The sequence below is a fragment of the Pseudomonas sp. R1-15 genome (genome assembly GCF_051132085.1).
Lineage (GTDB): Bacteria > Pseudomonadota > Gammaproteobacteria > Pseudomonadales > Pseudomonadaceae > Aquipseudomonas.
Map to the genome: position 1 here is coordinate 4,088,325 of NZ_CP071660.1, position 12,286 is coordinate 4,100,610.

The window sequence follows — 12,286 nt, forward strand, 5'->3', positions numbered from 1 at the left end:
ATGTACAGATGTCTACGCGAACTTCTTCTGCTGTCGTGCGCAGGACTCTATGCCGCGACTCTCATGGCCGCCCCGCAGTTGCCCGAGCGCTATACGCTGCTGAGTCGGGCGACGGCGGATCCCATGCAGATCAGACTCGACGCTCCCCATCGCGCCTGGCTGCAAGGTCGTCAGGAGCTGGTCCTGGGTACATCCGCGCCGGATTATCCCCCGTTCGATCTTTCCACCAGTGGCCGCGATTATGAAGGCATGACTGCCGATTACGCGGGTGTTGTCGCCCAGGCGACCGGTTTGCCCATGAAGGTATTGCGCTTCAGTTCCCGTGGCGACGCGATTGCCGCGCTCGAAAGCGGGCAAATCGACTTGCTCGGCAGCGCCAACGGTTTCGAGGCCAGCAATCCGGGCATCGCCCTGTCGAAACCCTATGCAGTAGACCAGCCCGTCCTTGTTACCCGGACGGGCGACAGCCCGTCCCTGACCGAAGATCTCGAAGGGCTGCGGCTGAGCATGGCCTATCACTACCTGCCCCTGGATGAAATCAGAAAACTCTATCCCAAGGCGCAGATCACCACCTACACCTCCTACCAGAACGCCATCAATGCCGTCGCCTTCGGCCAGGCCGACGTATTTCTCGGCGACACCGTTTCTACCCACTATCTGATCAACAAGGGCTACCTGAGCAACGTCCGCATGGCCAGCTTCGGAAAACACGAAACCTACGGTTTCAGTTTCGCGGTCCGCCGGGATAATGCCCTGCTGCTGGAAATCCTGAACGCCACGCTGAGCCAGCTCCCGATTACGGAGCAGACGGCGATATCAAAACGCTGGAGCGCCGGCAGCGACCTGTACCTCACGGACCAGCGGATACAACTGACTGACCGCGAACAACGTTGGCTGACGAAGCATCCCGTCGTTCGCGTGGCCGTAAACGAAACGTTCGCGCCGTTTACGTTCTTCGATCCGGACGGTGATTTTCGCGGCATCAGCGCCGACCTGCTGGAACTGATCAGGCTGCGTACCGGCCTGCGCCTGGAGATCCAGCGGCGCCAGACTGACGGCGAAATGATCTCCGCGGTGGTGAACGGCGAGGCCGACATGATTGCCGCGCTCCTGCCCAGCAGCGAACGGCAACAGTTCTTGAAGTTCAGCCGTCCCTACCTCGACAGCGCCTTTGTCCTGCTGACCCGCAAGCAATCCGACACGCCCGCGACCCTCGACCAGCTCGCCGGCAAGCGTCTGGCAATCGCCGCGGGCAATCCCATCATCGACTGGCTGCGCAGCGAATATCCGCATATCCAACTGGTCGAGGCCGCCGACTCCCTGCGGGCCGTCGATATGCTTGCCCAGGGTGAGGCCGATGGCAGCGTCAGTTCGCTGGTCATGGCCAATTATTTCCTGTCTTCCCACACGCTGCGCGACACATTGCAGATCAGCAGCACCGTAGGCACCCGACAAGCCCTGTTCTCGTTGGCCAGCGCAACGAACTCACCAGAGTTGAGCTCGATCCTGGACAAGGCCCTGACCAGCATCGAACCCGCCGAACTGGGGGTCATCAACAACCGCTGGCGAGGGCATATCTCGGCGGCGGAGCTTACCTGGCGCACCTATCACCGGCTGTTCCTGCAGTTTGTCGCAGGCGCCGGCCTGTTGTTGCTGCTGTCCCTGGCGTGGAATGCCTATATGCGGCGGCAGATCAGGCAACGCCAGAAGGCGGAGCTGGCGCTCAACGACCAGCTTGAATTCATGCATGCCCTGCTCAACGGCACCCCCCATCCAATCTACGTGAGGGACCGCCATGGGCTTCTGCAAAGCTGTAACGACAGTTACCTGGAATCGTTCAACGCAACACGCGAAGAAGTAATCGGCAAGGACGTCGCGGCGGTATCCATGAGCAATGCTTTCGAAGCGCAGGAATATCGGGCGGACTACCAGCGTGTCATGGCCGAAGGCACCGCCTTGATCACCGACCGGCCGCTGCATATTGGCGCTCGGAAGCTGACGATCTATCACTGGATCCTCCCCTACCGTAACGCCGCGGGACACGTGCAAGGCATCATCGGTGGCTGGATCGACATCAGTGAACGGCGCCAGCTTGTCGAGGAACTGCATGCCGCCAAGGAACAGGCCGACGCCGCCAATCGCGCGAAAAGCACCTTCCTGGCGACCATGAGCCATGAAATCCGTACGCCTATGAACGCAGTGATCGGCATGCTGGAACTGGCCCTCAAGCATGCCGACAAGGGACAGGTCGACCGTTCGACCATAGCGGTCGCGTACGAATCGGCCTCAGGCATGCTGGAGCTGATCGGCGATATCCTGGACATTGCCCGCATCGAATCAGGCCACCTGACCCTGGCCCCTGAACGAGTGAATGTCAGCGCCTTGCTGCGCTCGGTGGTCCGGGTATTCGAGGGACTGGCCCGGCAAAAGAATCTGCTGTTGTCACTGCAAGTAGAGCCCGCCGACGACAAACACGACGTCCTGATAGACCCGTCGAGATTCAAGCAGGTGATCTCGAACCTGATCAGCAATGCCTTGAAATTTACCGAACAGGGCGAGGTGAAGGTCCGCGCCAGGCTTTCCCGAACCGCTCACGAAAATACGTTGCGGATGCAGATAGAAGTCAGCGACAGCGGCATTGGCATCAGCCCGGAGGACATGCAGCGCCTGTTCGAACCGTTTGCCCAGGCCGACAACAGCAGTCGGATGGCCCGCAAAGGCGCGGGGCTGGGCCTGGTGATCAGCCGCCAGTTGTGCCAGATGATGGGCGGTGAGTTGTCCCTGGACAGCCAACCGGGCGTCGGTACCCAGGTCCGGCTTACCCTGGAGCCGAGCATCCTGCCTGAAACGACGATCGGCGTCCCGGCTGAGCCTGCGGTCGAAACGGCCACGGCCCGATTGAGCGTCCTGGTGGTGGATGATCACCCGGCCAATCGTTTGCTGATGACGCAGCAACTGGAATACCTCGGTCATCGCCACTCCCTCGCCAACGATGGCGCGCAAGGACTCAAGGCTTGGCATGAGGGTGATTTCGACCTGATCATCGCCGACTGCAACATGCCCGTCATGAGCGGTTACGAGCTTGCCAGGGCCATCCGCCGGTACGAGGCCGAACATCAATTGCCGCGCTGCACCATCCTCGGGTTCACCGCCAATGCGCAACCCGAGGAGAAGCAGCGCTGCAAGGAGGCCGGAATGGACGATTGCCTGTTCAAACCGATCAACCTGAGCACCCTGAGCCAATGGATGAACACGATCAAACCCGCGAGCCTCCCAGCCGTGTTCAATGTCCAGAGCCTGCACATGCTCACCGGTGGCGACCCGATCTCCGTCCGGCGGTTGCTGGCGGAACTGCTCAGCAGCAACCGTTCCGACCGCCAGGAGCTGCTCCAAGCCGCCCGTACCGGCTGTTCCCAAGCGCTCGCCGAAACGGCGCACAAGATAAAAGGTGTCGCCCGTATCGTGCAGGCAAATGGGCTGATCGAATTGTGCGAGGCTCTGGAAATCGCCTGTCATCAGGAGCAGGCACCCGGACAAATCGACGACTGCGCGAAAGCGCTCCACCGGGCGATGACCGAACTGGAACAGGCGCTGGAAACGGAGATCGCCAAGGCAGGATAATCCAGTGTTTACTATGCTGTTGGCTCAGCAGTGCGTATCAGGGGGCGATCTCCCCCCGAACACTTGGAGTGACGGATATGCCCAGCGCACCGCGTCCGGAAAAACGCCGGTTTCCCCTGCACGTCCATATCAGCGTGATGTTTACCCTGCTCCTGCTGCTGACCGGCGTCGTGCTGGGCGTCTTCAACTACCGGCAAACCACCCAGATCATCCTGTCCAGCAGCGAAAAGCTGTTCAATCGAATTGAACAGGACGTACGCCTCGACCTGTACGACACCTACGAACCGATCCGTCATCTGCTGGGCCTGCTGGCCGATTACCCGGCGACGCGTGCGCCTGGAATGGCGCAACGGCTGGACCTGCTCGTGCCCTTCAGCCAGGCGCTGCGAGACAACCCGAACCTGGCGTCGCTGTACCTGGGTGACAGCAAGGGCGAGTTCTTCATGGTCCGGCCGTTGCGCACCGATGCCTTGAGGGCCGCGATGAAGGCACCGGTCGGCGCGCTGTATCAGGTCTGGACCGTGGAGCGCGCCGGCAACGAAGGCCTGGTTCGCTCGCAATCGCTGTTCTATGACCGGGACCTGAACCTTCTCAGCCGCCTGCAACATCCTGACGAAACCTACGATCCGCGCAGCCGGGGCTGGTTCCGTAGCGCCTTGAGCAGCCCTGAACAGATCACCACCGAACCCTACGTGTTCTTTTCCACCCGAAACATCGGCACTACCCTTGCGCGGCGCAGCGGCGCGCAGGCCGTCATCGGCGCTGACCTGACCCTCGCCGCCCTGTCACAGACGTTGGCCAAGCACAAGGTGAGCGCCGGCACCGAAATTGTCCTGATCGATCCCCAAGGCAACGCGGTGGGCTATCCGGACAGTCCCCGGTTGATCGCCGACATTCAGTCGTCCCGCCTGATCAAGGCGCGTGACCTTGCCCCGGCCATCGCCGCTGCGCTCGATGACCACACTGACACGCCACGCCTGGAAGCGGCCGGACGCCAATGGATCGTTTCCCGCAGCCACATGCAGGAGGGCGGGCCGCAGGGCCTGGAGTTGGCCTTGCTAGTGCCGGAGGACGAACTGCTCGCCGATGCCTATCGCCTGCGCTGGCAAGGCGCGCTGATCACCCTCGCCACGTTGCTGATGTGCCTGCCCCTCGGCTGGCTGACCTCGCGAATCCTGGTCAAGCCCTTGCGCGCACTGGTCAAGGAAGCCGACGCCATTCGCAGCTTCGACTTCAACTATCCGGTGTCCCGCCGTTCTCCGGTGCTGGAGGTCGATCGACTGGGTGTTTCGATGGCCCGCATGAAAGAAACCCTGGCGAGTTTTTTCGAGATCACGGCCAGCCTGCGCGCTGAAACCCGCTTTGCCCCGCTATTGGAGCGGGTGTTGTTCGAGACGGTGAAAATCGGCCAGGCCCAGGCCGGTCTGATCTATCTGCGCGAACACGACGAGGAGCAAGTCAAGCCCTACGGGCTGGTGATCGATGGAACGCCTCGGGACCTGCAAGCCTTCGCCCTGCGAGGCTACGCACTGAATGGCGCGGACAGCCCGCCGTGGTTACAGGAACTGGCCACCGCGGAAACCCTGGTGTCCTCGCTGGGCTTCGAGCAGGCTGCCGATTTGCGCAGCGTCCTGCTGGAACTGGATGCACCGCGCGTGCACCTGATCGGCATCCGCTTGCGCAACCGCCATCAGGAAACCGTTGGCATCCTGTTGCTGTTGATCACAGACAGCGGCGCTGAAGCCGACCTGGAGAAACTCCAGCCGGACCGCATCGCCTTTCTCCAGGCCGTTTCCGGCACCGCGACGGTGAGCATCGAAAGCCAGCGCCTGCAAGCCAGGCAAAAGCAGTTGCTGGATTCATTCATCCAACTGCTCGCCGGGGCGATCGATGCCAAGAGCCCTTACACCGGCGGCCATTGCCAGCGAGTGCCAGCCCTGACGCTGATGCTCGCCCAGGCCGCGGCCGCCAGCCGGGCACCGGCGTTCGACGCCTACCGGCCAACGGACGATGAATGGGAAGCGCTGCACATCGCTGCCTGGCTGCATGACTGCGGCAAGGTCACCACACCCGAGTATGTAGTGGACAAGGCCACCAAGCTGGAAACCCTGTACGACCGGATCCATGAAATCCGTACCCGCTTCGAGGTACTCAAGCGCGACGCCTGGATCGATTACTGGCACGCCCTGGCAACCGGTGGCGAGTCGTCAGCCCTGGCCCGCCAGCGCGACGCGACGCTGGCCGCCCTCGATGATGACTTTGCCTTTGTCGCACGCTGCAACCTGGGCTCCGAAGCCATGGCCGAGCGTGACTTGCAGCGTCTGCAACGCATCGCCCGGCGCACGTGGACGCGCACCCTGGATGATCGCCTGGGAGTTTCCTGGGAGGAAAGCCGACGCCAGGCGCGCACACCCACGCCGACGCTTCCGGTGACTGAATCGCTGCTGGCGGACAAACCCGAGCATTTGATCGAGCGGCATGCAGCCGAGCTGATTCCGGCAGACAACCCATGGGGCTTCCAGCTTGATGTACCGCGCTGGAAATACAACCGCGGCGAACTCTACAACCTCAGCATCACGCGCGGCACACTGACCCGCGAAGAACGTTATGTGATCAACCACCACATGGTGCAGACGATCCTGATGCTCAGCCAACTGCCCTTCCCCAGCCACCTGGAAAACGTTGCGGAAATCGCCGGCGGCCATCACGAGAAAATGGATGGCACCGGTTATCCGAAGCGACTCAAGCGCGAGCAGATGAGCCTGCCGGCTCGAATGATGGCGATTGCCGATATCTTCGAAGCGCTGACCGCAGCGGATCGCCCGTATAAAAAAGCCAAGCAACTGAGTGAAGCCCTCGGCATCATGGCCACCATGTGCCGCGACGCCCACATCGATCCCGAGCTGTTCCAGCTGTTTGTCGACGAGCGAATCTACTTGCGTTATGCCGATGAGTTCCTGGACCCGAGCCAGATCGATGAGATCGACCCGGGCAGTTTGCTGGTCAAGGCTGGGCTGAAGGCGTGATCAGCAATCGGTCAGCCGCAGGAAGATTGCCGCCAGTTGCTCGATGCCGGCCTGGTCATGCTCGGTGAAGCGCGCCGGTTTCGGACTGTCCAGGTCCAGCACGCCGATCAGGCGTCCCTCTTTGACCAGCGGCACCACCAGTTCGCTGTTCGAGGCGCTGTCGCAGGCAATGTGCCCGGGAAACGCGTGGACATCTTCGACACGCTGGGTTTGGCGAGTCGCCGCCGCCGTGCCGCAGACACCACGACCGAAGGGAATGCGCACACAGGCAATCTGGCCCTGGAACGGCCCCAGCACCAGCTCCTCGCTGCGGTTGAGGTAGAAACCGGCCCAGTTCAGATCATCCAACTGACTGAACAGGAAAGCCGAGAATTGCGCGGCATTGGCGATGAAGTCGCGTTCATCCGCCAGCAACGATTGCAGCTGTGCCGACAACAGGCCGTAGCCTTCGAGGCCGTCACCGGTACGGGTCAAATCGATCATGCCTTGTGCTCCAGGAGTTTGAGGCCCACCCAATAACGGGCAAATTGATAGGCGCAACGTCCGTTGCGGTTGCCACGTCCGGTTGCCCAGCGCACCGCCTGCACGTCCAATGCTTCGTCACGCTGCCAGTCGAGCCCGGCCTTGGCCGCCAGCTCGCCGATCCAATGCTCTACCACATCGAGGAAGTGCTCCTGGGTAAATGGATAGAACGACAGCCACAACCCGAAGCGGTCGGACAAGGCGATCTTGTCTTCCACCGCCTCGCTGGGGTGCAGCTCGCCGTCGACCCGTTTCCAGTTCTCGTTGTCGCTTTCCTTTTCCGGTACCAGGTGACGGCGGTTCGAGGTGGCGTACAGCAGCACATTGTCCGGCGCCTGCTCCAGCGAACCGTCGAGCACGCTTTTGAGCACGCGGTAGTCGCCTTCGCCGGACTCGAACGACAGGTCATCGCAGAACAGCACGAAACGCTGGGGCAGTTTTGCCACCTGCTCGACTACCCGGGGCAGATCGGCCAGGTGGTCACGCTCGATCTCGATCAAGCGTAGGCCCTGCCCGGCATGCTCAGCCAGCAAGGCCCGTACCAGCGACGACTTGCCGGTGCCGCGCGAGCCCCAGAGCAAAGCGTGGTTGGCCGGCATGCCATCGATGAACTGACGGGTGTTGCGGCCCAGTTGTTCAACCTGACGGTCGACACCGATCAGGTCCGACAGGCGCATGTCGAGGCTGACCGTCAATGGCAGCAGGAAACCGCTGCGCCCGTCACGTTGCCAGCGCGCGGCCAGGGTCTGGTTCCAGTCGATGTCGGGCCGCGGGGCGGGCAACAAGGGCTCGATACGGGCAAGCACCGCATCGGCGCGCTCAAGAAAAGCATTCAATCGGGCGTCCACGTCTTTTCCTCGGACAAGTTCACGGTAATGATGACGCTACAGCGACGAAACGACGAGGCCAGCGGCGGGTCTGTTTCAGACAATGCAAACCGGCCGCACCGGTATTCGGAAATGATCAGCTATGCTTGACCGGCGAAGGGAAACGTAAGTGGTTCACCATCCCATGGACATCAGATTCACCCAACGGCTGTCGTACAAACAGGCTCGACTGACCGTCATGGTGGGTTTCGTGCTGGGCACCTTCCTAAGCCTGGTACAGATCGGCATCGATTATGCCAGCGAAGACGCGTCGATCAACCGTGAAATCCTCTCGTTGCTGGAAATCAGCCACAACCCGGCCTCGCGCATCGCCTATAACATCGATGCCGAGCTCGCCCAGGAACTGGCCCTGGGCCTGTTGCGCTCGCCGGCCATCGTCGGCGCCGAACTGATCGATAACAACAATACGGTGCTGGCCAGCGTCAAGCGACCCGAGCTGCAAAGCAGTTACCGGTTTATCAGCGACTCGCTTTTTGGCGCCCAACGGCAGTTCGAAGACCGGCTCTACCTGAATCATCTGCCGGCCGAGTCCCTCGGCGTGCTGCGACTGGATGTCGACACTTATGCGTTCGGCAGCCGCTTCCTGCGCCGGGCCGAGGTGACGCTGCTCAACGGTTTCGCCCGCAGCCTGATCCTGACCGGCCTGCTGCTGGCGCTGTTCTACGTCATGCTGACCAAACCCTTGGTGCGGGTCATCCGCGAACTCAGCAGCCGCGACCCGGGCAGCAGCGAACAGCGCCCGCTGGAGTGTCCTTCCGGCCACCAACACGATGAAATCGGCGTACTGGTATCGGTCGCCAACCAGCAGTTCGAGAATGTCTCCACTGAAATCCAGCAACGGCGCGCGGCTGAAAATCGTCTGACCGATTATCTGGCGCAACTGGAGAATATCGTTTCGGCGCGCACGGCCGAGCTCAAGGCCATCAATGCCCGGCTCAGCCAGTCCAACGAGGAGCTGGATATTGCCCGGCGCACCGCCCTGGACATGGCTGACGCGCGCTCCGCGTTCCTGGCCAACATGAGCCATGAGATCCGCACGCCCCTCAACGGCTTGCTCGGGATGATCGCCCTGTCCCTGGATGGCCCGTTGACGGCCGAGCAACAGCAACAGCTGTCGATAGCGCATGACTCCGGCAAGGTATTGGTCGAACTGCTCAACGACATTCTCGATCTGTCCAAATTCGACGCCGGCCAACTGGAACTCGAACGTATCCCGTTCGACCTTGGCGCGCTGGTCGAAGACACCGCCAACCTGCTGTCGCAGAACGCGGCGCCAAGCGTCGAACTGGCGTGTCTGATCGACCCGCAGTTCCCGGCCCAGGTACTGGGCGACCCTACCCGCGTTCGCCAGATCGTCAGCAACCTGCTTTCCAACGCGTTGAAGTTCACCCGTTTCGGTCGGGTCGATGTGCGCTTGAGTCACTATGACGGCGGCGTGCGGGTCGAGGTCTGGGACACCGGCATCGGCATTCCCCAGGAGGACCAGGCGCGGATTCTCCAGCCGTTCACCCAGGCCGGCGCGGGCATTACCCGCCAGTTCGGCGGCACCGGGCTGGGCCTGGCACTGACCTACAACCTCTGCGAGGCGATGCAGGGCCGGTTGACGATCAGTTCCGAGGCGGGCTTCGGAAGCCAGTTCTGCGCCGACCTGCCGCTGCCCGCCCACAGCCCGGCCGCGCCCGTCGAGACCTTGCGGGGCAACGTGGTCGCCATCACCACCGCCAACAGCGGGCTGGCCGAATTGCTGGGCATGTTGCTGCCGGTCTGGGGACTGGACTACATACAACGCACCGTGGACGACGGCTTGCTGGGGCTCAAGCCGGACATCCTGATCACCGATTGCCCGGAATGCCTGTTCAATTTACGCCCGACCTTCGACGCCCCGATCCTGCTCGTCACCGCCTATGGCAGTTTCATGCCCAGCGAAGAAGCCGCCGCCCTCGCGCCTTTGCTGCAGCAGGCCCGACCGCTGGCGCGCCACGCGCTTTACCAGATCCTGCGCCGGGCCCTGCAAAGCGAGGCGACGACCATCAACGATGCGCAGATCGAAGCACTGGCGCCCTCGCGGCGTGGCCGGGTGCTGCTGGTGGAGGACAACCCGGTCAACCAACTGGTGGCCAAGGGCATGCTGGTCAAGCTGGGCTGTGAGGTAGTGGTCGCGGCCCATGGCGCCGAAGCCCTGGACCAGCTCGAACAGCAAGCGTTCGACTTGGTCCTGATGGACTGCAACATGCCGGTCATGGATGGTTACGAAGCCAGCCGGCAGATTCGCCGCAGCGGCCGCTGGCCGGACCTGCCGATCGTCGCGCTGACGGCCAACGCGATGCCCGAGGAACGCGAACGCTGCCGGGCCGCCGGCATGAGCGATTACCTGTCCAAGCCGTTCCGTCGCGAGGAACTGGCGGCATTGCTGGACCAGTGGGTGCCGACTACGTCAGCCCTTTGATCTGCTTGAGCAGGTGATCCAGGCCATCGCGCAACTCGCCCACGCGATCCAGATCGATCCCGCTGTCGCACAGCAGGCGCGCCTTGAGCGGGCCGACCTGCTCGCGCAAGGCGCGGCCCGCATCCGACAGGCTCAAATGCAACTCTCGCTCATCCTGGACCGAGCGTTGGCGACGGATCAGGCTCAGTTGCTCCAGGCGCTTGAGCAACGGTGTCAGCGTGCCGGAATCCAGCAGCAAACGCTCTCCAAGCGCCTTGACCGTAGGCTGCTCCGGGGTGTTGTCCTGCCATTCCCACAGCACCAGCATCGCCAGGTACTGCGGATAGGTCAGGCCAAGCTGATCGAGCATCGGCTTGTAGCCACGAATCACCGCCCGTGATGCGGCGTAAAGTTTGAAGCACAACTGACTGTCGAGCTTCAGCGAATCGACTGACAGGTCGCTCATTTGAGCAGGGCTTCGATCTCGCCGGTGAGATCCTCGGGCTTGGTGGTCGGGGCGAAGCGCTTGACCACCTGGCCGTCCTTGCCAATCAGGAATTTGGTGAAATTCCACTTGATGCCCTTGGACCCCAGCACACCGGGCGCCCGCTGCTTGAGCTGGACAAATAGCGGATGGGCGTTGGCCCCGTTGACATCAACCTTCTTGAACAGCGGAAAACTCACGCCGAAGTTGAGCTCGCAAAATTCGGAGATCGCCCCTTCGTTGCCTGGTTCCTGCTTGCCGAACTGGTTGCAAGGAAAGCCCAGCACCACCAGGCCCTGGTCCTTGTAGGATTGCCACAAAGCCTCAAGACCTTTGTACTGCGGGGTGAAGCCGCATTGGCTGGCGGTGTTGACCACCAGCACGGCCTTGCCGGCGAAATCGGCGAGCGTCTTCTGCTCGCCCTTGATGGTGGTGCAAGGAATGCTCAGCAGATTGTCGGTCATGGCACGGCTCCAGAGGGAAGTTGGATGCCGAAGATAGCGAGCAATTAAATTGTGTGCAATTTAATTGTCGTTAATGCGGAATCAAGGCTCCCGTGGCGAGGGAGCTTGCTCCCGCTCGGCGGCACAGCCGTCGTAAGACCGGCTGGCACGATCAACCTGAAAAAAATGCGCCAGGTTGTTATGGGGCGGCTGCGCCGCCCAGCGGGAGCAAGCTCCCTCGCCACGAAGGACTGCGCAACGCTTACTCGCGAGGCACGAGATCCAGGCACACCGAGTTGATGCAGTAACGCAGGCCAGTGGGCGGTGGGCCGTCGGGGAAGACATGGCCCAGATGCGCGTCGCATTTGGCGCAGACCACCTCGGTGCGAATCATGCCGTGGCTGACATCACGCACCTCCACCACCGCGCTACCCTCGATCGGGGCGTAGAAACTCGGCCAGCCGCAGCCGGAATCGAATTTGGTCGTCGAATCGAACAACGGCTCGTGGCAGCAGATGCAGCGGTAGATGCCGTCGGTCTTGGTCTCATTGTACTTGCCGGAGAACGGTCGCTCGGTGCCTTTGAGGCGACAGACGTTGTACTGCTCCGGGTCGAGCATCTCACGCCATTCTTCAAGGGTTTTCTGCAACTTTTCCATCGTCCTACCTCGGCAATTGAAAAAGCCCGATCCGACGCTTTTCCGCAGATCGGGCGGCACGTATGATTGCGCCTCGTCAGGCGCCAGTCTGGCAGTCACGTCATGCGCATTCAAATGGATTGTGGCGCATCTACCGCGTCCGGCCCGGGCACAGACGCAGGATCCCCAGTACGGTAGTTCATACGCCGCCTGGATCGTTCATTTTCGGGAACACATCGCC

General features: G+C 62.0%; 8 protein-coding genes. 3 read left to right on the plus strand and 5 right to left on the minus strand.

Features of this window, described 5'->3' with window-relative positions:
• The first annotated feature begins 63 nt into the window (after window positions 1-63).
• Window positions 64-3,621, plus strand: a complete 3,558-nt coding sequence (locus J3P97_RS18435; protein ID WP_434672466.1) for a transporter substrate-binding domain-containing protein — start codon at window positions 64-66, stop codon at window positions 3,619-3,621.
• A 77-nt stretch (window positions 3,622-3,698) separates the two neighbouring features.
• Window positions 3,699-6,647 carry an HD domain-containing phosphohydrolase gene (locus tag J3P97_RS18440; protein WP_434672467.1) on the plus strand — a complete coding sequence of 983 codons (2,949 nt, stop codon included), beginning with the start codon at window positions 3,699-3,701 and terminating at the stop codon, window positions 6,645-6,647.
• On the opposite strand, the gene J3P97_RS18445 is transcribed toward J3P97_RS18440, so the two are convergent.
• Both J3P97_RS18445 and J3P97_RS18450 read right to left on the minus strand, forming a co-directional pair.
• Complete coding sequence (locus J3P97_RS18445) at window positions 6,648-7,130, minus strand: GAF domain-containing protein (protein ID WP_434572830.1); 483 nt, start codon at window positions 7,128-7,130, stop codon at window positions 6,648-6,650.
• Window positions 7,127-8,017 carry an ATP-binding protein gene (locus J3P97_RS18450; protein ID WP_434672468.1) on the minus strand — a complete coding sequence of 297 codons (891 nt, stop codon included), beginning with the start codon at window positions 8,015-8,017 and terminating at the stop codon, window positions 7,127-7,129. The genes J3P97_RS18445 and J3P97_RS18450 overlap by 4 nt, the downstream gene beginning before the upstream one ends.
• A 163-nt stretch (window positions 8,018-8,180) precedes the next feature.
• Here J3P97_RS18450 and J3P97_RS18455 point away from each other — a divergent pair, with 163 nt between their 5' ends.
• On the plus strand, window positions 8,181-10,502 hold the full coding sequence (locus J3P97_RS18455) for a response regulator (protein WP_434672469.1): 2,322 nt from the start codon (window positions 8,181-8,183) through the stop codon (window positions 10,500-10,502).
• Here the strand turns inward: J3P97_RS18455 and J3P97_RS18460 are convergent.
• The 3 genes from J3P97_RS18460 to msrB form a co-directional block, all read right to left on the minus strand.
• A complete protein-coding gene (locus tag J3P97_RS18460) occupies window positions 10,486-10,947 on the minus strand; it encodes a MarR family winged helix-turn-helix transcriptional regulator (RefSeq protein ID WP_434672470.1) in 462 nt (153 codons plus the stop codon). The genes J3P97_RS18455 and J3P97_RS18460 overlap by 17 nt on opposite strands.
• Entirely contained in the window at window positions 10,944-11,429 is a 486-nt protein-coding gene (locus J3P97_RS18465; RefSeq protein ID WP_434601396.1) for a glutathione peroxidase, read from the minus strand. The genes J3P97_RS18460 and J3P97_RS18465 overlap by 4 nt, the downstream gene beginning before the upstream one ends.
• A 241-nt stretch (window positions 11,430-11,670) precedes the next feature.
• Window positions 11,671-12,066 (minus strand): peptide-methionine (R)-S-oxide reductase MsrB, encoded by a 396-nt coding sequence (msrB, locus tag J3P97_RS18470; protein ID WP_434672471.1) that lies wholly within the window; start codon window positions 12,064-12,066, stop codon window positions 11,671-11,673.
• Window positions 12,067-12,286: the final 220 nt, after the last annotated feature.

What these genes read in the sequence shown, in the direction of transcription:
- J3P97_RS18460 (WP_434672470.1), bottom strand. Translation starts at nt 10,947, where the DNA reads ATGAGCGACCTGTCAGTCGATTCGCTGAAGCTCGACAGTCAGTTGTGC.
- J3P97_RS18455 (WP_434672469.1), top strand. Translation starts at nt 8,181, where the DNA reads ATGGACATCAGATTCACCCAACGGCTGTCGTACAAACAGGCTCGACTG.
- J3P97_RS18440 (WP_434672467.1), top strand. Translation starts at nt 3,699, where the DNA reads ATGCCCAGCGCACCGCGTCCGGAAAAACGCCGGTTTCCCCTGCACGTC.
- J3P97_RS18445 (WP_434572830.1), bottom strand. Translation starts at nt 7,130, where the DNA reads ATGATCGATTTGACCCGTACCGGTGACGGCCTCGAAGGCTACGGCCTG.
- J3P97_RS18435 (WP_434672466.1), top strand. Translation starts at nt 64, where the DNA reads ATGGCCGCCCCGCAGTTGCCCGAGCGCTATACGCTGCTGAGTCGGGCG.
- J3P97_RS18465 (WP_434601396.1), bottom strand. Translation starts at nt 11,429, where the DNA reads ATGACCGACAATCTGCTGAGCATTCCTTGCACCACCATCAAGGGCGAG.
- msrB (WP_434672471.1), bottom strand. Translation starts at nt 12,066, where the DNA reads ATGGAAAAGTTGCAGAAAACCCTTGAAGAATGGCGTGAGATGCTCGAC.